Origin of the sequence: Novosphingobium sp. IK01 (assembly GCF_033242265.1) — a bacterium.
GTDB lineage: Bacteria > Pseudomonadota > Alphaproteobacteria > Sphingomonadales > Sphingomonadaceae > Novosphingobium > Novosphingobium pituita.
Window position 1 is genome coordinate 1987826 of the sequence record NZ_BTFW01000001.1, and the last position, 23259, is coordinate 2011084.

Below are 23259 nucleotides of genomic sequence, written 5' to 3' on the forward strand. Positions count from 1 at the left end.
CGAAGGCTTCCTTAGCAGCGCGCCCCTTACCAGCGGGCCCCTTACCAGCGGGCTCGGTCGGTGAAATCCTGCGCGCGCGGTTCGATCCAGCGCCAGCCGGCAGCGGTCTTCTCGCGCTTCCAGAACCAACTGTCGCTCTTGAGGTGGTCCATCACGAACTCGGCCGCGGCAAAGGCATCGCGGCGGTGGCGGGCGGCGCTGGCCACCAGCACGATCGGATCGCCCGGCCCCATGACCCCATGGCGGTGGAGCACCAGCAGCCCTTCGAGCGCCCAGCGTTCGTGGGCGGCGCGGGCCAGCGCGATCATCCCCGGCAGGGTCAGCGGGGCATAGTGGCGCAGTTCGAGCGCCAGAACCGGATCGCCCGGTTCGGCGCGGACCTGCCCCAGAAAACTGACAACCCCGCCAGCCGAGCCAAACCGCCCGGTAAAGGCGGCCAGCTCGGCGGCGGGGTCGAAGGCCGCGTCCAGCAGGCGGACATCGGCGTAAGCGGCCATCAGCCGACGAAAGCGCGTTCGATCACGAAATCGCCCGGATTGGCGTTCGAGCCTTCGACGAAGCCCATGCCTTCGAGCAGGGCCGCGAAGTCCTTGATCATGTCCATCGAGCCGCACAGCATCACGCGGTCGGTCGCCGGATCGAGGCGCGCCTCGCCCGGAATGCCCTCGAACAGCGCGCCGCTCTCGATCAGCTTGTCGATGCGCACGTTGTTGGCGAAAGGCTCGCGCGTGACGGTGGGCACGTAGTGCAGCTTTTCGGCGGCCTGTTCGCCGACCAGCGGATCGTCGGCAAAGCCGCTCGCCAGTTCCTCGCGGAAGGCCAGTTCGCTGACCTTGCGGACCGAGTGGACGACCACGACCTGCTCGTAGAATTCATAGACGTCGGGATCGCGCGCCAGCGACAGGAACGGCGCGAGGCCGGTGCCGGTCGAGAGCATGAACAGGCGCTTGCCGGGCAGCAGCGCGTCGGTGACGAGCGTGCCGGTCGGCTTCTTGCCGAGATAGACCTGATCGCCGGGCTGGATCTTTTGCAGGCGCGAGGTCAGCGGACCATCGGGAACCTTGATCGAGAGAAATTCGAGTTCCTCGGCCCAGGCCGGGCTCGCCACCGAATAGGCGCGCAGCAGCGGGCGGCCATTGTCGCCCTGAAGACCGATCATCACGAACTCGCCCGAGCGGAAGCGGAACGAGGCAGGACGGGTGATGGTGAAGCTGAACAGACGCTCGTCCCAGTGCTTGACCGAAAGCACGGTTTCCACCGTGGCGGCAGCGGTGGGTTCGAGCGTGGCGACTTGCGCCTGGGGTTCGGACATCGGAAGCGCTTTCTCTGGCAGACGGAAAAACGGCCATATCCAGGCCGTAAAAACGGCGCCCGGACCTGACCGGGAAATGCCGCTCCCTTAGGCGCGCGAGGCCGGTGTGTCAAAAACCCGGCCTGCGAAAATAGCTTTCAGGGCCTAAAGCGGCCTAAGAGCCCGCCCCCGAAGTCCTGTGGGTCGGGCTCTAACCGCCGCTGACGGGGGGAAGGAAGGCCAATTCATCGCCCTGCGCCAGAACCAGCGCGCCCGCCTCGGGCACGAGCGCGCCGTTGAGCGCCATACGCACCCGCTCGCCCAGAAGATCGAGCGCGAGGGCCGGATCGAGCCGGGTGAGGATTTCGGACAGCGGGCCGGGCGCCACGTCCATTTCAGCACAGCCCGCCCGGTCTTCCAGACGGCCCAGAAACACGAGTCTGGCCATGGCCTCAGCCCCCCGTCATCGACATGTGGCGCGCGAGCGCGGGGGCAGCGCCGGCCCGGTCGATGGCAAAGCTGTGGCGCTCCTGTTTTTCGCCCATGGCGCGGGCAAAGGCCTGTGCCAGCGCGGCTTCGGGATCGGCCGAACGCAGCGCGGCGCGCAAATCGACCTTGCCCTCGCCGCCAAGGCACATGAACAGCTGGCCCGTCGCGGTGACGCGCACGCGGTTGCAGCCCTCGCAAAAATTGCCGGTCAGCGGGGTGATGAAGCCGAGGCGACCACCCGTTTGCGCAATATCGACATAGCGGGCCGGGCCGCCGCTGCGCGCGTTGCTGGGGGTGAGCGTCCAGCGCTGTTCGAGCGCACGCCGCACGCGATCGAGCGGGAGATAGTGATCGAAGCGGTCTTCCTCGACCTCGCCGAGCGGCATGACCTCGATCAGCGTGACATCGTGGCCCTGCCCATGGGCCCAGGCGATCAGGTCGGGGAGTTCGTCCTCGTTCTCGCCGCGCAGGGCGACCGCGTTGATCTTGACCCTGAGCCCGGCCTCCCTGGCCGCCTGAATGCCTTCGAGCACCTGGGGCAGGCTGTCGCGCCGGGCGAGACGGGTAAAGCGTTCGCGATCGAGCGTGTCGAGCGAGACATTGATGCGGCGGACACCCGAAGCGGCCAGATCGTCGGCAAATTCAGCCAGACGCGTGCCATTGGTGGTCAGCGTGAGTTCGCGCAGGCCCCCTTCGCCGATCTCGCGACCCAGCGCGCGCACCAGATCGACCATGTCGCGGCGCACGAGCGGCTCGCCCCCGGTCAGGCGCAGCTTGGTGACCCCGCGCGCGATGAAGGCGCGGCTGAGCTGGTAGAGTTCCTCCAGCGTGAGCACATCGGCGCGGGGAAGGAACTGCATCCGCTCGGGCATGCAATAGGTACACCGCAAGTCGCACCGATCCGTCACCGAGAGGCGCAGATAAGTGACCGCGCGCGCGAAGCGGTCAACCAGCGGCGCGGATCGGAAGGCGGCGGGGGAACTCATCGTTCCAGATATACGAAATCCCGAGGGTAGGATTCAAGGCTCGCCCCCGAATCGACGAAAATAGTCTGCCCGGTAACCGCCCGCGCGCTGGCAAGGTAATGAACCGCATCGGCAATCTCGTCGGCGCCGGGCAGGCGGCGGAGCGGCATGATTTCCTCGAGGCGGTGCCACTGCGCGGCATCGTAGTCCTGCGTGGGCAGAATCAGGCCGGGGGCCACCCCGTTGACCCGCACGCGCGGGGCCAGTGCGCGCGCCAGCGTGCGCACGGCGGCGTGAAGCGCCTGCTTGGACAGGGTATAGCTCAACTGGTCGGGCACCGGGTTCTGCACGCGCTGGTCGAGGATATTGACCACCGCCCCCTCGCGGCCTTCCTCGGCCAGGGCATCGGCAAAGGCCTGGGTCAGCAGGACCGGGGCAAACAGGTTGACCCCGAAATGCCCGTCGAGTGCGGCAGGCGAGAGCGAGGCGATCGTGTCGTCCTGAAACAGCGAGGCCGAATTGACGAGCAGGGCCGGGGCGCGACCAGCCCGCGCGATCACGTCGGCCAGCAGGGCACCGGGCAGCGCGCGGTCCCCCAGATCACCGGCCAGCGCGAAGACGTGCGCGCCCAGCCCGGCCAGTTCCTGTGAAAATCCGGTATCGAACGAGGCGGCATGGTGCGCGTGAAGCGCCAGATCCCAGCCTTCGCCCGCCAGCTTGCGGGCAATGGCCGCCCCGATTCGCCGCCACCCTCCGGTGATCAGCGCGAGCGGCCTTGCCCCGCTCAACCGCGACGCTCGCGCGTGAGGGTCATGCCGATGTCCTCGCCCGCCTCGCTGATGGCCAGCTTGACGATCTTGACCTCGACCCGCGAAACCCGCGCGTCCTGCACGAACAGGGTATCGCAGATATGGTCGCCCACCGCCTCGATCAGCTGGAAATGCACGTCCGTGGGCAGGCCGGTGCTCGCGGCGTGCTTGAGGTCCATGTAGTTCTTGCTCGCGGTCAGCGGGCAATCGGGGGTGTAGTGATCCTGTGGGCGCAGCCAGGCACGGATCGAGATCCGCAAGGGCTGCGGACGGCCGGTCTCCTCCGAATAGATCCCGGTCAGGACATCGGTTTCGACATTGGCGACTTCGAGGATAAGGCTGTCAGACACGGGCGCGCCCTTGGCAGGTCGTTTGGGGATTGTCCATATCAGCCTGCCTTATGGGCCGCTATCCCCTCCGTCAGGCCTTCGGGCTGCCACCTCCCCATTTCATGGGGAGGATCTCTATGGTCCTCCCCGCTTGCGGGGAGGTGGCAGCCCGCAGGGCTGACGGAGGGGTTTTGCCCGATCAGCGCCGCCAGCGGGCAAAGATGGCCGTGGGCAGGGTGCGGCCTCCGGGGCCTTCCTCGGCCAGCGCGAGATCGCCGTGTTCGATCGTGCCGGACAGGTGGGCCAGCGCCTCGGCCAGAAGACCCCCAATGGCCAGGCTCGACATGCGCACGGCATAGACGGTCAGGAACAGGAAGCTGCTGTTTTCATCGAGCAGTTTCGCGCAATCGGCGATGAGGCCGGGCAGGCTTTCTTCCAGCCGCCAGACTTCGCCTTCCGGCCCGCGCCCGAACTTGGGGGGATCGAGGATGATCCCGTCATAGCGCTTGCCCCGGCGCACCTCGCGCGCGGCGAACTTGGCCGCATCGTCGACGATCCAGCGCACCGGGCGCTCTTCCATGCCCGAGGTCCGCGCATTCTCGCGCGCCTGGGCGACCGACTTCTTCGAAGCGTCGACATGGGTCACCGCGCCAAAGCGCGAGAGCGCCAGCGTGCCAACGCCGGTATAGCCGAACAGGTTGAGCGTGGAGGCGTCACTCCGGCCATCCAGCCGCTCGCCCATCCAGTCCCACACCGGGGCCATGTCGGGGAAGAAGCCCAGGTGGCGGAACGGGGTGCAACTGGCGGTGAAGCGCACGTCGTTCCACGCCAGCGGCCAGCCCTCGCGCGGGGTCGGGCGGTCGAAATGCCAGCGTCCGCCGCCATCCTCGTCCGAGCCGGGGACGAATTCGCCATCGGCCTGCCAGCTTTCGAGCGCGGGCGACCACATCGCCTGCGGCTCGGGCCGGATGAAGCGATGGGGACCATAGCGCTCCAGCTTGCGACCATGGCCCGAATCGATGAGCGCGAAATCGCCCCACGGCGATCCCACCATCAGCTGCGGCTGGAGCGAAAGCTGGGCCATCAGGCTTCCTTGGCGCCCGTCTTGGGCGTCGCGTGGTCGGCGACATAGGCGGCCACGGCTTCATAGGTGCCGGGCAGGTGCTCGCAGCGTTCCTCGCGCTCGAACAGGTCGCCCACGCGGGCGGGCAGCGGCGGGCGCACGCCGGTCGCGCGTTCGACGGCATCGACGAACTTGGCCGGGTGGGCCGTCGCCAGCGTCACCACCGGCACATCGGCAGGCAGTTCGCCAGCCTGCGCGCGGGCGGCATAAAGGCCGATGGCAGTGTGCGGGTCGAGCACTTCGCCGCAGGCTTCATAGGCCCAGCGCATGGTCTGGGCCATTTGTGCAGGCTCGCAACGGGCGCTGGTGAACAGCGCGGCCATCGCCTCGCGCTGGGCATTGGTGAGCTGGAGATCCTTCGTCGCGTCGAACTGCGCCATCTGGGCCGACAGCGCAGCGCCATCGCGGCCACAGGCGTCGAACAGCAGGCGCTCGAAGTTCGAGGAGACCTGAATGTCCATCGACGGGGCCGCAGTGGGGGTGACGGTGCCGGCCGAATAGTCGCCGGTCGAAAGCGCGCGGTGGAGAATGTCGTTGATGTTGGTGGCCACGATCAGGCGCTTGACCGGAAGGCCCATCTTGGCCGCGACATAACCGGCGAACACGTCGCCGAAGTTGCCGGTGGGCACGGCGAAGGCCACTTCGCGCGCGGGCGCACCAAGCTGGAGCGCGGCGGCGAAATAGTAGACCACCTGCGACATCAGGCGGGCCCAGTTGATCGAGTTGACCGCCGCGATGCCGAAGCGATCGGTCATCGCCTTGTCGTTGAACATGCGCTTCACCATCGCCTGCGCGTCGTCGAAGCTGCCGTCGATGGCGATGTTGGTGACATTGGGGGCGATGACCGTGGTCATCTGGCGGCGCTGCACGTCCGAGACGCGGCCATGGGGGTGCAGCATGAAGATATCGACCTTGGCGCGGCCCGCCACGGCGTCGATCGCCGCCGAACCGGTGTCGCCCGAGGTCGCGCCCACGATGGTCAGGTGATCGTCGCGGCGGGCGAGGAATTCCTCGAACAGCAGGCCCAGCATCTGGAGCGCCACGTCCTTGAACGCGAGCGTGGGGCCGTGGAACAGTTCGAGCACCCAGTGCCGCTCGTCGAGCTGCCTGAGCGGCGTCACCGCGGCATGGGCAAAGCGGCCATAGGCCTGCGCGGTCAGTTCGCGCAGGCGCTGCGGGGTCAGGCTCTCGCCCACGAACGGGGTCATGATCCGCGCGGCAAGTTCGGCATAGGGCAGCCCGGCCATCGCCGCGATCTCGTCCCTGGTGAACTGCGGCCAGGCTTCGGGCACATAGAGGCCACCGTCGGCGGCAAGGCCGGCCAGCGTGACGCCTTCGAAATCGAGCGAAGGCGCCTGGCCCCGCGTGCTGATGTACTTCATCGTCAATCCCCGTGTGCCGCGATGCGCGCGCTCATTCGCTTGTCGAGCGCGCGACTAGCGCCCCGGCGCTGGCGTGACAACCTCTGCGGCGTCTCCCTTTGCGACATCATGGCGCCCCCTGCGCCACAGCGCGAGGGCATAGATCACCACCGCGATCCCCGCAAAAAGGAACCATTGCACCGCATAGGCCAGATGGTTGTTGGGTATCTCCGAAGGATCGGGGCGGGCGCTGGGCTCCAGCCCGGCCTGCGGCGGATCGACAACCAGCCGGGTGAGATGGTGGAACGGGGCGATGGTTCCGCTGACCGGCCCACCGTCCCACTGGGGGGGATGGGGGTCGCGCGTCCAGCCGATCTGGACCAGCGCCGGACGCTCTCCCGGTACCTGACAATGCGCGATATGGACATAACCGCCCTCGCCACGCGCGTTGCGGCCCGCAACCGAATCCCACAAACCGGGGATCACCCGGCACACGAAACGCGCGCGCCGATAGAGCACGGCCTCCCCCGCCCCCTCTGGCGGGAAAGCCACCGGGGTCGGATCGGTGAGCGCGGCGGCATAGCGCGCGAGCAGCATCTGCTTGTGATCGAGCCGCCGCAATTGCCACAGGCCCAGCCCGATCATCAGCGCCACCGCCAGCCCCACGACCAGCGTGGGCACGAAAGGCACGGGCAAGAACGGCTGGCGCCTCACTGCCCGGCCCCCCTGCCCACATGCGCGGCCAGATGCGCCGATTTTGCCAGACGGACCGCCCCGCCCACCAGCACCAGCGCGACCGGTGCTGCCACCAGCGGATAGACCCAGAGCGACGGGCGCCAGAGATCATCGATCTTGAGCGCGGCCAGAACCATCAGCACGACAAGCGGCAGGACCACCGGATAGAGCCCGCGCCCGCCCGCCTCGTCCGCGGCGAACGGCTGGCCACACCCCGCACAGGCCGGTGCCATCTGCACTCGGTCGAGCAGTCCGCGCTGCCAGACCATGCCGGGCCTGCCACAGGCGGGACAAGCGCCCCGGATCGCGATCTGCCAGATCGTGCGCACGCGTCCCCCGGCCCGGTCCCCCAATTCTCTCTGCCCCCCCAATTCTCTCATGGCCCGAAGATACCCCGCCACCGCCGCACCGTCCAGCGTGTGAGAGCCCGACCCAAAAGTCCTGCGGGTCGGTTTGGCGGGTCTTTTGCGCCACCACGGCGTCGGCTGTTCGCCACGATGCTTCCAGCATCGCTGGGCTCTCAGCCTCCTTGTGGTGACCCAAAATCCCTCGCCAAACCTCCGCCGCCCGACTTTTGGGTCGGGCTCTGAGGCATCTGCCACAAGAGACCGTCAGCAAGGCCCGGACATGTCAGACGGCAGGGTGGATCGGCAGCCGCAGCGTGGCGACAAGGCCGGCGATGCGCCCGTTTTCCCGGCGATTGGCCAGATCGAGCGAGCCGCCGTGCTGGTCGGCGATGGCGCGGGCCAGGGTCAGGCCAAGGCCCGTGCCCCCGGTGGCACTGTTGCGCGAGGCTTCGAGGCGGATGAACGGCTCCATCATCCGCACGATCTCGTCCTCGGGAATGCCGGGGCCATCGTCCTCGATGCGCAGCACGGCACAGGCGCCCCCTTCGCCATCCTCCTCACGCGCCAGCGAGACTCGCGCGCGCCGGCCATAGCGCAAGGCGTTGGAGACAAGGTTGCGCATCGCCCGGCGCAGCCATGTGGCACGCAGCGGCAGGACGATCCGCACCGTCTCGCCCAGCGTCACGTCCTCGCCCATGTCCTCGTATTCGCCCATCACGTCGGCCACCAGCGCCGAAAGCTCGGTCACTTCGAGCGGATCGGACGGACGGCCCACGCGGGCAAGCGAGAGAATATCGTCGAGCGAGCGGTTGATGTCCTCGATCGTGGCAGCCATGCGTGCGCGCTCGGCATCGTCCTCGACCGCCTCGATCCGCACGCGCAGCGCGGCCAGCGGGGTCTTGAGATCGTGGCCGATGGCACCAAGCATCACGTTCTTCTCGTCGAGCAGGCCCACGATGCGTGCTTCCATCGCGTTGTGCGCCACGATCAGGCGGCGGATGTCGTCGGGGCCTTCGGGTTCGAGCTGGCCTTCGGCGCTGCGTTCGCGGGCGAATTCCTCGACCCGGCCCGTCAGCGCGCGCAAGGGCCGCGCGATCCGCCGCAGGATCAGCGCCACCGCGCCCACCAGCACGAAATAGAGCAGGATCGTCTGCATCAGCAACGAAAGGAGCAGCGGCCCTTCCTTGCCGGGGGTAAGGATGCGCGCGGTCAGCCAGGTGCCGTCGGGGCGCTGGATCGAGGCGATGATCAGGCGCCCCTCGGGCGGATGGTCGCCATAGCTTTCGAGCCGCGCCCGCACATGCAAAAGCCAGGGCCAGACCACCGGATCGGCGCGCGGGATACGCTCGACCACCAGCACCGCGCGATGGGGGACGCCTTGTGCGTCGAGCACTTCCTCGAGCGCCCCGGTCTCTGCACTGCGGCGGCGGTCGCCCGGCTGTTCGGGCGAGCGGCTGTCGACCTGCACGCGCAGCCCGCGCGGCAGGCGCCAGGCGTCATCGGGCGGCGGGCGGCGCTGACGGTTGCGCCCATCGCCCCGGCCATCGGTGCCGTGCTGCTCGATCAGGCGGAAGGCCGCCTCGTTGACGGTCAGTTGCACGCGGCGGGCGTTCTGCTCGCGCCAGATCAGCGCCGCCGAAAGCCCCTGCGCGACCAGCAGCGCGAGCGCGATGGCCAGCAGCATCTGCCCCTGAAGGCTGCGCGGCCCGCCCGAAAGCACACGGGCGCACCATGCCGGACACCAGGAAGGGCACCACCAGCGGGCCCGCACGCGGCCATCGGGCGCAAGTGTCCCGCCCATCACGCCGGGCCGAGCGTCTTGCGCACTTCGGCGGCGAGCATGTAGCCCCCGCCCCAGACGGTCTGGATCAGTTGCGGGTTGCGGCTGTCGGCCTCGATCTTGCGGCGCAGGCGGCTGATCTGGTTGTCGACCGCGCGGTCGAACAGGTGCGCCTCGCGGCCCTGCACCATGTCGAGCAGGCGGTCGCGGTCGAGCACCTGCCGCGGATGGTCGAGGAAGGCCATCAGCAGGCGGAATTCCGCCGAGGAAATCGCCACGACCGCGCCTTCGCGGTCGGTCAGGCGGCGTTTGAGCGGATCGAGCGTCCAGCCTTCGAACTGGTAGACCTGCGCCTCGGCCACCTCGACCGGCTGGCGCACGCTGCGCCGCAGAACCGAGCGAATGCGCGCGACCAGTTCGCGCGGGTCGAACGGCTTGACCACGTAATCGTCGCCGCCGATCTCAAGGCCGACGATGCGGTCGGTCGCCTCGCCGCGCGCGGTGATGAAGATCACCGGCAGCGCGCGTGTCTCGGCCATGTGGCGGCACAGCGAAAGGCCATCCTCGCCGGGCATCATGATGTCGAGCAGGACGAGATCGAAGCTGCCCTGCCCGAGCAGCGCACGGGCCTCGATGGCATTGCCCGCCTGCATGACGGCGAAGCCCTGGCGGACGAGATAGTCCGCCAGGGCTTCGCGCAGGGCCGCTTCATCGTCCACCAGAAGGATACGGGTTCCTGCCGGTTCACTCATGCTGCCAATCCCCGTCAATCGACGTTCCTCAGTTTCCGTCATCATCGGCAGGCGGCATGTCGGCCACCGGGCCATCCATCTTGCCGGCGCCGCCATGGCCGCCCCAGCCGCCGGGACCACGGCCCCCCTGACCCCAGCCACCGGGGCCCTTCCCGCCAAACGGCGGACGGGGCATGGCCGCGCGCATCTCGTCGCGGGTGAGCGTGCCGTCGTGGTTGGTGTCGGCCTTGTCGAAGCGGGCCTTGACCGCCGCATCATAGGCCGCGCGGGTGATCACGCCATCCTTGTCAGGCTTCAGGCCCAGCATGTGGAGGGCCGCCATGCCGCCCATGCCATGATGGCCCATCATGCCGCGCGGGCGGGCGCCGCCAGCATCATCCTTCATGCCGTCCTTCATGCCGCCCATGGGGGGCATGTCGGCCATGTGCTTTTTCATCGCGTCATGGCGGGCCTGGGCATGGGCCAGAAATTCGGCGCGGCTGATCATGCCATCATGGTTGGCGTCCATGGCATCGAAGCGCTTGAGTTCTGCCGCCTCGCGGTCGGCCTGGTCGAGCTTGCCGTCCTTGTTGACATCGAGCTTGGCCCAGATCGCATCGGCATGGGCCTGGGCCTGCGCCCAGGTCAACGTGCCATCCCACTTGGGGTGCGCGCCTTCGGACGGCGCGGGCGCGGCGGCATAGAGCGCACCGGCACTGCCCAGCGCCAGACCGGCAACAGCAAGGCCCAAAGCGAACTTCTTCATCGCAACAGACTCCCAACAGAAGGCCGCGCCGGACCAGTGAGGCCCAGGCAGGACGGCCTGCGACACGGTGATCGAAAAAGGTTGGAAACTGCGAGCCCGCCTGCCGGAAGGGTTTTGTGGGGGACAAGGTGGGGCCCCTTCCGGCACAAGGACTTGCGTGGCGAACACCGCAGCTTCCATGTCTTTCCATATGGGGGCGGGATGTCGCGGGAGTATGCCTGAATTACGAATTTTTTGTCGTCAATTGTCGCGTTGGCGCACACGCCTTGCACAGCGATGGCCAACCCTCGCCTGTCATCCCGCCGCGCGATCAGCCCATCACAAAAGCATTCAGCTTGTTGCCATCGGGATCACGGAAATAGGCGGCATAGAAGCCGTCGTCCCCGCGCGGACCGGGCGCGCCCTCGCAGGTGCCGCCATGGGCCAGCGCGATGGCATGAAGCCGGTCGACTTGCGCGGCGTCCTTTGCCTCGAGCGCAACCATGACCCCGTTGCCCACCGTGGCGGGCTGGCCATCGAACGGCAGGGTCAGACCGATGCCCGCGCCGCCACCCGGCGTGCCCCATGCGATGGCCTTGGGCCATTCCATCATGCGTCCCGTGCCCATTTCGGCGGCGAGCGCATCATAGAATGCCGCGCCGCGCGCCAGATCGTTGGTTCCCAGGGTTACATAGCCGATCATAATGCCTCTCCTGACCGGCGAATCGCCAGTCAGAAGGAACATAACACGAACGAAATCCCCGGCAAGCCCAAAGCCCCGATACCATCAGAGCGGCGCGCAGGCGGCCTCCAGCCAGGCCAGATCGGCGCCTTCGAGTTGCGGGGCCAGCAGGGCCAGCGTGCGCGCATGATAAGCGTTCCACCATGCCCGTTCAGCCGGGGTCAGCAGGTCCAGATCGACCAGCGCGCGGTCGATGGGGACGAAGGTGAGCGTCTCGAAGCCGCAGAACGGGCCTTCGGCCCCGGCAATCGCGCGCTCTTCCACCAGCACGAGGTTCTCGATGCGGATGCCGTATGCGCCGGCCTTGTAGTAGCCCGGCTCGTTCGACAGGATCATGCCGGGCAGCAGGCCTTGCGTGGTGCCCGCCTGTCCGCCCGCCGCCTTGGCGATGCGCTGGGGGCCTTCGTGGACGGCCAGAAAGCTGCCGACGCCGTGCCCGGTGCCATGGGCATAGTCGAGGCCCGCCGCCCACAGGAACTGGCGCGCGAAGCTGTCGAGCTGGCTGCCCGCCGTGCCGACCGGGAAGACCGCCTGATCGAGCGCGATATGGCCCTTGAGCACGCGGGTGAAGCGGTCCTTCACTTCGGCCGGGGCGGCATCGGGGCCGACCCAGACGGTGCGGGTGATGTCGGTTGTCCCGTCGAGGTACTGGCCGCCCGAATCGACCAGATAGACGCTGTTGGGCTCGATCGCGCGGTTCGACTGTTCATCGACGTGGTAGTGCGGGATCGCCGCGTTGGGCCCCGCGCCCGAGATCGTGTCGAACGACAGATCCTTGAGCAGGCCGGTCTTTTCCCGCTCGGCCAGAAGGCGGGCCGCAGCCGAAAGTTCGGTCTCGCCGCCCTTGGGCGCGGCGACCGAGAGCCAGTGGAGGAAGCGCGAAACCGCCGCGCCATCACGGCTCTGCGCGGCGCGGTGGCCAGCCTGTTCGACCGGGTTCTTGCAGGCCTTGGGCAGGACGGTGGGATCGGTCAGCGCCAGAACGCGCGCGCCGCCTTCCTCCAGCGCGTGGAACACGGCAGCCACCGCGCGTTCGGGATCGACCGCCACGGTCTTGCCGCCAAAGGCCTTGAGCGCGGGCACGAAAGCCGCGCGATCATGGATGCGCACCGCATTGCCCAGATGGGCGACGAGCGCCGGGTTCACCTTTTCGGGCGCGATGAACAAGTCTGCCGTGCCATCGGCATGGGCGATCACGAACGAGAGCGCGACCGGCGTGCGCGACACGTCGGCCCCGCGCATGTTGAGCAGCCAGGCCACGCCGTCGAGCGCGGTGACCACCGCCGCATCCGCGCCGCGCGCTTCCAGCCATTGTGCGACTTGCGCGCGCTTTTCAGCCACGCTTTGCCCGGCATACTGGTCCGCATGGGGAACGGCGGGCGCGGGCGAAGGGGCAGGCTGGTCTTCCCACACGGCGTCGAGCGGGTTGCTGTCCACCGCCTTGAGGCTGGCCCCGCGCGCCTTGAGCGCGGCAGCCGCGCCGTCGGCCCAGGGCTTGGCATGAAGCCATGCGTCATAGCCGATCACCATGCCGGGGCGCACATGGGCCGCCAGCCACGCGCCGGGGCTGGTCTGGGGCACCGACTGGTATTCATAGAGCCGCCCGTCGACCTGCTCGCGCACCTGGATCGTGTAGCGCCCGTCGACGAAGATCGCCGCCTTGTCGGCAAGGACGACCGCCGTGCCCGCCGAACCGCCAAAGCCGGTCAGCCAGCCCAGACGCTGGGCATAGGCGCCGACATATTCGCTCATGTGCTCGTCGGAGATGGGAATGACGAAACCGTCGAGCCCCCGGCGCGCCAGTTCGGCGCGCAGCGCCTCAAGACGGGCTTCGTGGGTGAGCATGAGCATGGGAGGCATTCCTCGATCTGGGTAGGCGGGATTGGCCGGGTAGGCGGGATTGGTTCGCGTTGTAACCACCTGCGCGCGCAGATGCCAGTGCATGCGTCAACAGCGGGCGTCTTGCGGGGCGGGCAGCGGCACCATAGATGGCAATGATGACCACTGCCGCCAAGAGCCAGCCAGCCCATCCCCCCCTCGCCGTCAAGAAGCCCCACAGCTTCACCGTGCACGGCACCACGATTCACGACGACTATGCCTGGCTGCGCGACCCCGGCTATCCCGAGGTCAAGGACGCGGAAATCCTCGCCCATCTCGAAGCCGAAAATGCCTGGTTCGAGGCCGCGATGGCCCCCCGCAAACCGCTGATCGACACGCTGTTTGCCGAAATGCGCGGGCGCATCAAGGAAGCCGATACCTCGGTCCCGCAAAAGGACGGCGCGTTCGTCTACTGGATCGAATACGAGGAAGGCGCCGAGTACAAGAAGTGGTGGCGCCGCCCGGTCGATGCGCCCGCCGATGGCAGCGCCGACGAACTGATCCTCGACGAAGTGGCGCTGGCGCAGGGCCACGACTATTTCCGCCTCGGCGCGATTTCGGTCTCCAACGACGGGCGCCTGCTGGCCTGGTCGGTCGACGACAACGGCTCGGAGCGGTTCACCGCGCGGATCAAGGTGATCGCCACCGGCGAAATCCTGCCCGACGAAATCCCCGGCACCAATTCGGGGCTGATCTGGGTGAAGGGCGATACCGGCCTCGTCTACAGCCTCGCCAACGAGAACTGGCGGACCGACAATGTGCGCCTGCACTGGCTGGGCCAGCCGCTCGATGCCGATGTCGAACTCTTCCACGAGGACGACGAGGGCTTTCGCGCGGGCGCGGCGCTGTCGGCCAACGAAAAGTGGCTGATCGTCTCGACCGGCGACCACGAGACCAGCGAAGTGCGCCTGATCCCCACCGATGATCCGCTCAGGGAACCGCTGCTCGTCCGCGCGCGGGAAAAGGGCGTGGAATACGATGTCGACGAGCGCGAGGGCACGCTGTTCATCCACGCCAACGACACCCACGAGAACTTCCGCCTCGCCACCGCGCCGCTGGCCAAGCCCGACCAGTGGACGACGCTGATCACCGGCAGCGACGATTTCTACCTGACCGGCTTTGAACTGTTCCGCGATTTCTACGTCGTGGAAGGCCGCGTGCGCGGGCTCGACCGGATCGAGGTGCGCTATTACGACGACCCAGCGCGGATCGAGCCCATCGCGTTCCCCGAGGCGAGCTATGAGGCGAGCCTGGGCGACAACCCGGAATGGGCGACCCAGACTTTGCGCGTTGGCTATGAATCGATGGTCAGCCCCTCGTCGGTCTACGACTACGACGTCGCCAGCCGCAGCCTGACGCGGCTGAAGGTTCAGGAAATCCCCTCGGGCTATGATGCCGCGCTCTATGAAACCACCCGGCTCGACATTCCGGCGCGCGATGGCACGCTGGTTCCCGTCTCGGTGGTCTGGCGCAAGGACCGCGAGCCCGGTGGGCCGCTGCACCTCTATGGCTATGGCGCCTATGGCATTGCCATCGGGCCGGGCTTTTCGACCACGCGGCTCTCGCTGCTCGACCGGGGCATGGCCTATGCCATCGCCCATATTCGCGGCGGCGACGACCTCGGGCGCGGCTGGTACAAGGCGGGCAAGCTGGAAAACCGCACCAATACCTTCAACGATTTCGTCGATGTCGCGCGCGGGCTGATCGACCACGGCTTTACGGTCGCGGGGAAAATCTCGGCCTCGGGCGGCTCGGCAGGCGGCGAACTGATGGGCGCGGTGATCAACCAGGCGCCCGAGCTGTTCGGCGCGGTCGTGGCCGATGTGCCGTTTGTCGACGTGCTGGCCACGATGCTCGACGAGAGCCTGCCCCTCACGCCGGGCGAATGGCCCGAATGGGGCAACCCCATCGAGGACGAGGCGGCATTCCACCTGATCCGCTCGTACTCGCCCTACGATCAGGTTGCCGCGCAGGCCTATCCGCCGCTGATGGTGACCGCCGGGCTCAACGACCCGCGCGTGACCTATTGGGAACCGGCCAAGTGGGTGGCCCGCCTGCGCGAGCTGAAGACCGACAGCAACGCCCTGATCTTCAAGACCAACATGGGCGCGGGCCACGGCGGCAAGTCGGGCCGTTTTGAAAGCCTGAAGGAAGCCGCCGAGGAATTCGCGTTCCTGCTGACGGAACTGGGCATCGCGGCCTGATCCCCAAAAAAAGGGGGAGACGGCGCGGCACCAGCCGCCTCGCCTCCCCCCTTTTTTTGTGCAGGGTCTCAGCCCTTGAGCGCGGCGCGCACGGCCTCGGGCGTGATCGGCAGGTGGCGCAGCCGCGCGCCGGTCGCCGCGAAGATCGCATTGCCGATGGCCGGGGCCACGACCGTCACCGCCGGTTCGCCAAGGCCCACCGGGGCCTGCGTGCTGGGGATGAAGCTGATGTCCATCTCGGGCACGTCGGCCAGACGCAGCGGCATGTAGGTATCGAGGTTGACATCCCGGACTTGCGCATTGGCAAATTCGGTCCCCTCGTGGAGCGCCATGCTCAGGCCCCAGAGCGCGCCGCCCTGCGTCTGCGCCAGCGCGCCGTCGGGATCGACGATGGTGCCCGCGTCCGTCACCAGGGTCAGCTTCTGGACGGTGACCACCCCGCTCGCACGGTCGACATGGACTTGCGCGGCGCAGCCCACCCAGGTCGGCATGTCGCGTTCCTGACCAAAGCTGGTGGCAAGGCCCAGCCCGGTGTCCTTGGGCAAAGCCTTGCCCCAGCCGGCCTTGTGGGCCAGTTCGCGCAGGACCGCCGCCTGACGCAGCGCACCGCCCACGGCCTTGGGCGCGCTGCCTGCATTGCGGCCCTTGCCGTTGAGCAGGCGCAGGCGGAAGGCCACCGGATCGACCCCGGCATGGTGCGCAGCCTCGTCCATGAAGCTTTCGAGCGCCCAGTTGACCCAGCCCGGCCCGACCGACCGCAGCCAGCCGGGGCAGAACGTGGCATTGGCCAGATCGTTGGAAATCGCGCGCACGCGCTGCTGGCCCACGTCGTACCAGTGATCGGCGCCCGCGATGGCGAAGGGATCGTACTTGCCGTTCTTGCCGGGCGAGAGCAGCGTGCCGGCCAGAACCTGCGTGGGCCAGCCCGCGCAGGCATCGTGGGTCATCGCGGTCACGCCGTGGTCCTTGTCGAAGGCCATGGCCACGCGCTGGGCCGAGGGCGAACGCACCGAGTCGAAGCGGGCGTCGTCCTCGCGCGTCAGCACCAGCTTGACCGGGCGCTTGAGCGCGCGCGCGGCCAGCACGGCAGGCACGATATAGTCGCCGTTCAGACGCCGCCCGAAGCCGCCCCCCAGCATGTAGCTGCGCAGGATCACCTTGTCCTCGGGCAGGTCGAGCGCCTTGGCGAGGGTGGGCAGGATCAGCGATTGCCACTGGTTGCCGGTGTGGACTTCCATCACCCCGTCATGCTCGTGCGCCAGCGCATTGAGCGGTTCGAGCTGGAAGTGGAGCACGGTCGCGGTCGTGTAATCGCGTTGCAGGGTGCTGGCCGCCGCCGCGAAGGCCGGGCCGACCGCATCGGGCCCGACATCGAGATCGACGCCCGTATCGCCCTTGCCGATCAGCGCGAAGGCGTGGTCCTGAATGTCCTTTTCCGAAACCGTGGCCTTGTCGCCGCCCGTCCACTGCACCTTGACCAGACGGCTGGCCTTGAGCGCGGCGTGATAGCTCTGCGCGATCACCAGCACCCAGCCGGTGACGGTCTTCGTCGGGTCGTTGATTTCGAGGCACTGGAGGTAGCCCTTGACCCCGCGCGCCGCGCTGTCGTCGATCGAGACGACCTTGGCGCCATTGCGCGTCGGCGGCAGCAGGGGCCGCGCATGGACCATGCCGGGGAGTTGGGCATCGATGCCATAGCGCGCGGTGCCATCGGTCTTGGCGGCAATATCGAGCGCCTTGACCGGGGCGCCGATCAGGCGCCGCTGCGAGACCGGCTTGATCGGCATTTTCGCCATCTCAGCCTCGCTGAACCGGCGCAGCACGCCGCCGCGCCGGGCAATGTCTCCATAGGAAACAGACCGCCCGCCGCACACGACATGCCCCTTGCGCGCCACGCAGGCCGATGGGGCCACGCCCAGCAGCCGCGCGCCCGCCTCGATCAGCGCGATACGCCCGGCCGCGCCCGCCTGGCTGAAGACCGGGAACGTCTGCGAGACCGACCAGCTCCCGCCAGTGACCATCAGGCCCCACTTGGGATCGGTATCGACATGGACGATCCGCACCTTGTCCCAGTCGGCTTCCAGCTCGTCGGCCAGAATCCGCGCGAGCGCGGTGCCGACATGCTGGCCCATCTCGGCGCGGATGATGTTGACCGTCACCGTGCCCGCCGCGTCGATGGCAAACCACAGGCTGGGGTCGACTTGCGGCGGCGCGGCAGGCGCCACCGTCCCGCCCGGCTCGGCCGGGTCCATCGCCGCCTGTGCCAGACGGGTGAAGCCAAAGGCGATCCCCGCCCCGGCGGCGGTGACCATGAAGCCACGGCGGCTCAGCGCCGAACCTTGCGCACCCTTGAGGCGTTGCAGCGGGCCGCTCATGCTGCGTCCTTTCCGGCCTGCGGGGCCGAAACGGCGCGACCATGGCCGCCCATTTCAGCCGCCGCCTCGCGCACCGCCTCGCGGATGCGCACATAGGTCATGCAGCGGCACAGGTTGCCGGTCATCACCGCGTCGATGTCCGCGTCCGAAGGGGCCGGGAAATCCTTGAGCATGGCCGCGGCCTGCATGATCTGGCCCGACTGGCAATAGCCGCACTGGGGCACCTGAATCGCCCGCCAGGCCTTCTGCACCGGGTGCTGGGCGGCAGGGTCGAGGCCCTCGATGGTGGTGACCTCGGCGCCCTCGACCGCCGAGACCGGCGTGATGCACGAGCGCGTCGCCCGGCCCCCGACATGGACCGTACAGGCCCCGCACATGCCGATCCCGCAGCCGAACTTGGTGCCGGTCAGCCCGGCTTCCTCGCGGATCGCCCAGAGGAGCGGGGTATCGTCGTCGATGTCGACCGTCACGGCCTTGCCGTTCAATGTGAAGCTGGTCATGGGTTCACTCCCCCTTCGCCTGTGCGGCGGCCTGCGCCCGCACGGCGGCAATTTTCTGATCGAGGTCGGTCCACGGCGCCTTGTTCGTGCGCGTGGCGCGCAAGTACCCGGCAATCGCGGCCAGATCGGCGTCGCTGAAATGCCCGAACGCGGGCATGACCACGCCGGGCGCGCCATCGCGCGCGTCGATGCCGTGCACCATGACCTGAATGAGGTTGGTCGGATCGTCGAGGTTCAGCGCATTGTTGAGCGCCAGTTCGGGCCGCAGCGGATGGGCGCCGCCCGTCTTCGTGTCCACGCCGTTGTAGTGGCACGAAGCGCACGCCGCCGCATAGAGCCGCGCCGGGCGGTCATAAGTCAGCCCGGTGCCGGTCCTGCCTGCCGCCAGCGCCTTGGCCAGCGCGGGCGCCGGATCGACGGTCTTGCCAGCCGTGCCCGCCACATCGACGAAATAGGTGGCCAGCGCCTCGACATCGGCGGGCGGCAATTGCGCCAGCCCGTGGACGACCGGCGCCATCGGCCCGGCAGCCGTGCCGTGATACCGGCTCACCCCGGTCCCCAGATAGGCAGCCAGTTCGTCCTTGCTCCAGGCGACGGGTGCGGGATTGCTGGCGTCGAGCGGCGGGGCGATCCAGCCGTCGATGGCCGCGCCCGCAAAGGCCTTGCCGTGCTGTTCGCCGCCCAGCGCGTTGCGCGGGGTGTGGCAGGCGCCGCAATGGCTGAGCCCTTGCGCCAGATAGGCGCCCCGGTTCCACGCCGCGCTCTTGGAGGGATCGGCCCTGAACGGTTCGGGATGGAAGAACAGAAGCTTCCACCCGGCCTGCAACAGGCGGATGTTGAGCGGGAAGGGCACCGAATTTTCGTGCTCCGGCGCCTCGACCGCAGGCTGGACCATCAGGAACGCATAGAGCGCCGAAATGTCCTCGTCGGTCAGCTTGTGGAAATGGTCGTAGGGGAAGACCGGGAACAGGTGGCTGCCATCGCGGGCCACGCCCTCGCGCATGGCGCGGGTGAAGGCGGCCTGCGACCAGGTGCCGATCCCGGTGCGCGCGTCGGGCGTGATATTGGTCGAATAGATCGTGCCGAAGGGCGTGGCCATCGCATAGCCACCGGCAAAGGGCTTGCCCCCCTTGGCCGTGTGGCACGAGCCGCAATAGCCAGCGGCGGCCAGCACCGCCCCGCGCTGGACCAGCGCAGGCGCAAAACTGGCCGGATCGGGCCGCGCGACTTCCGGCAGGGCCGAATGCCAGGCATAGATTCCAAAGGCTGCCGCCCCGGTCAGGGCAACGCCCGCCAACGTCGCGAAGACGCGCTTCATGCGTTTGGCCATCGTGTATTTCATCCCTAGTCGCGAACTGGTCCATGCCTTGGGGCAGACCTGTGCCCGTGGCTGAACTGTCCGTTTTCCTGTCGTTTCAAAATCGTCGATTCACAGTCCGCGCCCCGGTTGCCGGGTGCGGGACTCATCATGTCGGCGCCGTTGCGCGAATGGACGGAACTGGCCCTAATCCATTCGTGCGGCTTGTCCTGCCCATGCGGCCTCGGCATGGGCGCCGCCTGCTCTGGCCTGTCTCAACTTTGATTCACATGAAACCGGTCTCGGCAGGAAACCGGCCCCGTCCTCCGTCACAAACCGTATCCCTCGCCCTCATGCCGCAATCTGGCCGATCATCTGGCGGGTGGTCCGCGCGGCACAGTCGAACGGGTCTTCCACGCGCAAGATCTTGACCATCACGCTCGCCCCCAGCCACTGGTGATAGAGGCTCGTCGCGACATCGCGGGCAGTGCTGGCGATGCGGATCGAGCCATCATCCACCCCGGCCCCGATCATGGCGGCCAGCCGCGCGATGACCCCATCGGTCCCCGCCTTGAGCGCCCGGCGCATCGTTTCCGACAAGTCGGAGACTTCGGCAGCCAGCTTGACCGTCAGGCAGCGCCCCTGACAGTCCATCGCGCCCTGCGTCTCGCGCCAGTTGGCGAAATAGAGCATCAGCCGCTCCGCCCCGGTCAGCCCCGGCTTGGTCACGACGAGGTCCATCTCGCGCAGATAGTCCTCGAAATAGGCGCCGAGCATCGCCTCGCCAAAGGCGTCCTTCGAGCCGAAGTGGTGATAGAACGAGCCCTTGGGCACGCCCGCCTCGCCCAGGATCTCGCTCAACCCGACAGCGGAAAACCCCTTTGCGCCCATGACCCTGCGCCCGGTGGCCAGAATGGTGGAACGGGTATCGCGGTCGGCAGGAACGGTCAGGACGGAAGCTTGCGACATGCCCCTTCCTACCATGATCTAGACCGATCGTCTAGACGGACCTCCGCAACCAGCCCGGCCCCGATTGGCTGTATATGCAAGGATACGGCATGGCAGCACCTCAGGCTCCATCCATACGACCGGTCTATTATTCTCGGAACACGGTGAGGGCCGCGCGCGCGAGCGCCTCAGTCCAGCCGGACTTTGCCGCGCCCGGCCTTGACCGCGCCCCTGATCTTCTTGCCCTGCAACCGCTGGACCTTGCCCACGCGGTTGAGGCGCGACTTCGCGCGCTTTTCGGGGAGATTGCAGGCATCGCGCAGCATGTCGGCCAGACGCTCGCGCGCGTCCTGCCGGTTGGCTTCCTGCGTGCGGAAGCGGCGCGCGGTCAGCACGATCTCGCCCGCCGCCGTCCACTTGCTGCCCGCCAGTTCCTTCAACCGGTGGAACACCGGGGGCGACATCCGCAAGGCATAGGCATTGACGCGCAACTGCACCGCCGTCGCCACCTTGTTGACATTCTGTCCCCCCGGCCCGGCGGCAGCGATGAAGCTTTCTTCCACAAGCCCCATGGCCCGCGCCACGAGGACTTGCGGATCATCGCTCACAGGGTGAAGCCCAGCCCGGCAATGTCAGCCGGAATCGGGGCTTCGGCCACGATCGGCTCCTTGCCCTCGCGGGGCACGACCAGCCGCGCGGCATGGAGCAGCGTGCGCCCGGCGCCCTGACCATCGCCATAGACCGGATCGCCCAGCAGGGGCGCGCCCAGACCCGCCAGCGCATGGATGCGGACCTGATGCGTGCGCCCGGTTTCGAGGCGAAATTCGACGAGCGTGCGGCCCGGCAGGCGCGCCAGCACGCGCCAGTGCGTGACGGCAGGCTTGCCCTTCTTGGCCGCGATCATCCGCCAGCCCGCTGCCGCGCTCGAAATCTTGGACAGATTGAGCGCGATGGTGCCAGCCGTGCCCTCGACCTCGCCCGCGACCACGCCCCAGTAGACCTTTTCGACCTGCCGCGCCTCGAACGCCGCCGAAAAGCGCTTGAGCGCCTTGGGATTGCGCGCGAGCAGCAGGCAGCCCGACGTGTCGCGGTCGAGCCGGTGGACCGGCATGGGTGGGCGCTGGAAGCCCAGACGCAATTCGTCGAGCCGGTCTTCGAGGGCAATGCCCCCGGCGCGCGGCCTGTCGAGCGGCAAACCGGCAGGCTTGTCGATGACGAGCGCCTCGCCGTCTTCGAAGAGAATGGGAATTTCGATCATGTCGCTCCCTTGCGCGCGTTTCGGCGCGGCGGCAAGAGGGGGTGACAAGGGGGGCGCGCCCCTCCGTCAGGCCTGCGGCCTGCCACCTCCCCGCAAGCGGGAAGGATCTCAACCGTTCCTCCCCATGCAATGGGGAGGGGGACCGCCCGCGCAGCGGGTGGTGGAGGGGAACGCGCCTCAGAGCGCCGCCGCGATCCGCCTGAGCGCCTCGTCCAGCACCAGATCATCCGCCGCAAAGGAAATGCGGAAACCCTGCGCGCCGCCAAAGGCCGAAGCGGCCACCACCGCCACCCCGTGTTCGAGCAAGTGCATGACCAGCGCCTCGTCATCGCCAAAGCGCGCCATCAGCGGCCCGGCATCGACCATGCAATAGAACGCCCCGTCGGGCACCGGGGTCGAGAGCCCCGGAATGGCGTTGATCGCGGCGACGACCCGATCGCGCCGGACGCGGAAGCGCTCGCGCCAGTCGGCCAGGAATTCCTGCGGCCCGGCCAGCGCGGCGGTGGCGGCGGCCTGGGCGATCGAGCAGGGGTTGCCCGAATTGTGCGACTGCAACTTGCCCATGGCCTTGACCAGCCATTCCGGCCCCGCCGAAACGCCGATGCGGAAACCGGTCATCGCATGGCTCTTCGACACGCCCGAGACGGTCAGCACGCGGTCGGCCAGATCGGGGCAGGCGACGCTGAGCGTGGCATGGGCGCCCTCGTTGTAGCGCAGCGGGGCATAGATGTCGTCGGACAGCACCAGCACGCGCGGGAAACGGCGCAGAACCGCGCCCAGCGCGCGCAATTCCTCGGCCGGGTACGTCGCGCCGGTCGGGTTGCCGGGGCTGTTGAGCAGGAGCCAGCGGGTGGCGGGCGTGATCGCCGCTTCGAGCTGGGCGGGCGTGATGCGAAAGCCGCCCGAGCCTTGCGTGGGCAGGTCGACGACGCTGGCCCCCGCAAAGCGGACGATCTCGGGATAGCTGACCCACCAGGGCGAGGGAATCAGCACTTCGTCGCCCGGATCGAGCGTGGCGAGCAGCGCCTCGAAGATCGCCTGCTTGCCGCCCGCCGTCACGATCACTTGCGAAGGCGGCACCGTGATGCCCAGATCACGCCGGAAATGGAGCGCGGCAGCCTCGCGCAGGGCTGCCGTGCCCGCCACGGCGGTATAGCGCGTCTGCCCACCATCGAGCGCGGCCTTTGCGGCCTCGATCACATGGGGCGGCGTGGGGAAATCGGGCTCGCCCACCGAAAGCGAGATGATGTCGCGCCCTTGCGCGCGCAATTCGATGGCGCGGTCGGTCATCGCGCTGGTGCGCGAGGGCGAAATGCGGCCCAGCGCGGCGCTGGTGGTCTGCTCGAACATAA

General features: G+C 68.2%; 23 protein-coding genes. 1 reads left to right on the plus strand and 22 read right to left on the minus strand.

Translation table 11 applies throughout. The features are described from left to right. Positions 1-41: 41 nt before the first annotated feature. The 15 genes from SBI20_RS09170 to SBI20_RS09240 all read right to left on the minus strand — a co-directional run bounded on the left by SBI20_RS09170 (position 42) and on the right by SBI20_RS09240 (position 13292). Complete coding sequence (locus SBI20_RS09170; protein WP_317974749.1) at positions 42-497, minus strand: molybdenum cofactor biosynthesis protein MoaE; 456 nt, start codon at positions 495-497, stop codon at positions 42-44. Continuing rightward, entirely contained in the window at positions 497-1312 is an 816-nt protein-coding gene (locus SBI20_RS09175) for a ferredoxin--NADP reductase (protein WP_317974750.1), read from the minus strand. The genes SBI20_RS09170 and SBI20_RS09175 overlap by 1 nt, the downstream gene beginning before the upstream one ends. A gap of 190 nt (positions 1313-1502) precedes the next feature. After that, positions 1503-1739, minus strand: a complete 237-nt coding sequence (locus tag SBI20_RS09180) for a MoaD/ThiS family protein (protein WP_317974751.1) — start codon at positions 1737-1739, stop codon at positions 1503-1505. Positions 1740-1743: 4 nt separating this feature from the next. Continuing rightward, the gene (moaA, locus tag SBI20_RS09185) at positions 1744-2766 is read right to left on the minus strand and encodes a GTP 3',8-cyclase MoaA (protein ID WP_317974752.1); all 1023 of its coding nucleotides are present in this window, start codon (positions 2764-2766) and stop codon (positions 1744-1746) included. After that, a complete protein-coding gene (locus SBI20_RS09190) occupies positions 2763-3533 on the minus strand; it encodes an SDR family oxidoreductase (RefSeq protein WP_317974753.1) in 771 nt (256 codons plus the stop codon). Before SBI20_RS09190 ends, moaA begins: the two co-directional genes overlap by 4 nt. Beyond that, positions 3530-3904, minus strand: coding sequence for a dihydroneopterin aldolase (locus SBI20_RS09195; RefSeq protein ID WP_317974754.1), 375 nt, complete (start codon positions 3902-3904; stop codon positions 3530-3532). Before SBI20_RS09195 ends, SBI20_RS09190 begins: the two co-directional genes overlap by 4 nt. 178 nt (positions 3905-4082) lie before the next feature. Further along, entirely contained in the window at positions 4083-4967 is an 885-nt protein-coding gene (locus tag SBI20_RS09200) for a class I SAM-dependent methyltransferase (RefSeq protein ID WP_317974755.1), read from the minus strand. After that, on the minus strand, positions 4967-6388 hold the full coding sequence (gene thrC, locus SBI20_RS09205; RefSeq protein ID WP_317974756.1) for a threonine synthase: 1422 nt from the start codon (positions 6386-6388) through the stop codon (positions 4967-4969). The genes SBI20_RS09200 and thrC overlap by 1 nt, the downstream gene beginning before the upstream one ends. Positions 6389-6442: 54 nt before the next feature. After that, positions 6443-7057 carry an SURF1 family protein gene (locus SBI20_RS09210; RefSeq protein WP_317976090.1) on the minus strand — a complete coding sequence of 205 codons (615 nt, stop codon included), beginning with the start codon at positions 7055-7057 and terminating at the stop codon, positions 6443-6445. 20 nt (positions 7058-7077) lie between these two features. After that, on the minus strand, positions 7078-7431 hold the full coding sequence (locus SBI20_RS09215) for a DUF983 domain-containing protein (RefSeq protein WP_317974757.1): 354 nt from the start codon (positions 7429-7431) through the stop codon (positions 7078-7080). A gap of 301 nt (positions 7432-7732) precedes the next feature. Then, positions 7733-9250: an ATP-binding protein gene (locus SBI20_RS09220; RefSeq protein ID WP_317974758.1), complete on the minus strand. Its 1518-nt coding sequence runs from the start codon at positions 9248-9250 to the stop codon at positions 7733-7735. Next, complete coding sequence (locus SBI20_RS09225; protein ID WP_317974759.1) at positions 9250-9981, minus strand: response regulator; 732 nt, start codon at positions 9979-9981, stop codon at positions 9250-9252. The genes SBI20_RS09220 and SBI20_RS09225 overlap by 1 nt, the downstream gene beginning before the upstream one ends. A gap of 28 nt (positions 9982-10009) precedes the next feature. After that, positions 10010-10726 (minus strand): EF-hand domain-containing protein, encoded by a 717-nt coding sequence (locus tag SBI20_RS09230; protein WP_317974760.1) that lies wholly within the window; start codon positions 10724-10726, stop codon positions 10010-10012. Positions 10727-11036: 310 nt separating this feature from the next. Continuing rightward, a complete protein-coding gene (locus tag SBI20_RS09235; RefSeq protein WP_317974761.1) occupies positions 11037-11408 on the minus strand; it encodes a VOC family protein in 372 nt (123 codons plus the stop codon). 84 nt (positions 11409-11492) lie between these two features. After that, positions 11493-13292 (minus strand): aminopeptidase P family protein, encoded by a 1800-nt coding sequence (locus SBI20_RS09240; protein WP_317976091.1) that lies wholly within the window; start codon positions 13290-13292, stop codon positions 11493-11495. Between the two features lie 143 nt (positions 13293-13435). On the opposite strand from SBI20_RS09240, the gene SBI20_RS09245 reads away from it, so the two are divergent. Then, complete coding sequence (locus SBI20_RS09245; protein WP_411911511.1) at positions 13436-15529, plus strand: S9 family peptidase; 2094 nt, start codon at positions 13436-13438, stop codon at positions 15527-15529. Between the two features lie 68 nt (positions 15530-15597). On the opposite strand, the gene SBI20_RS09250 is transcribed toward SBI20_RS09245, so the two are convergent. From SBI20_RS09250 to SBI20_RS09280, 7 genes are all read right to left on the minus strand, one after another. After that, positions 15598-17904 carry a xanthine dehydrogenase family protein molybdopterin-binding subunit gene (locus tag SBI20_RS09250; RefSeq protein ID WP_317974763.1) on the minus strand — a complete coding sequence of 769 codons (2307 nt, stop codon included), beginning with the start codon at positions 17902-17904 and terminating at the stop codon, positions 15598-15600. Then, entirely contained in the window at positions 17901-18404 is a 504-nt protein-coding gene (locus SBI20_RS09255; RefSeq protein ID WP_317974764.1) for a (2Fe-2S)-binding protein, read from the minus strand. The genes SBI20_RS09250 and SBI20_RS09255 overlap by 4 nt, the downstream gene beginning before the upstream one ends. Positions 18405-18408: 4 nt before the next feature. Then, positions 18409-19722 carry a cytochrome c gene (locus tag SBI20_RS09260; protein ID WP_317974765.1) on the minus strand — a complete coding sequence of 438 codons (1314 nt, stop codon included), beginning with the start codon at positions 19720-19722 and terminating at the stop codon, positions 18409-18411. Positions 19723-20052: 330 nt separating this feature from the next. After that, positions 20053-20670 (minus strand): TetR/AcrR family transcriptional regulator, encoded by a 618-nt coding sequence (locus SBI20_RS09265; protein ID WP_317974766.1) that lies wholly within the window; start codon positions 20668-20670, stop codon positions 20053-20055. A 167-nt stretch (positions 20671-20837) separates the two neighbouring features. Next, entirely contained in the window at positions 20838-21221 is a 384-nt protein-coding gene (gene arfB, locus SBI20_RS09270; RefSeq protein WP_317976092.1) for an alternative ribosome rescue aminoacyl-tRNA hydrolase ArfB, read from the minus strand. A gap of 32 nt (positions 21222-21253) precedes the next feature. Further along, positions 21254-21907: an RluA family pseudouridine synthase gene (locus SBI20_RS09275; RefSeq protein ID WP_317974767.1), complete on the minus strand. Its 654-nt coding sequence runs from the start codon at positions 21905-21907 to the stop codon at positions 21254-21256. A gap of 177 nt (positions 21908-22084) precedes the next feature. Next, positions 22085-23257, minus strand: a complete 1173-nt coding sequence (locus SBI20_RS09280; RefSeq protein WP_317974768.1) for a pyridoxal phosphate-dependent aminotransferase — start codon at positions 23255-23257, stop codon at positions 22085-22087. Between the last annotated feature and the right edge of the window lie 2 nt (positions 23258-23259).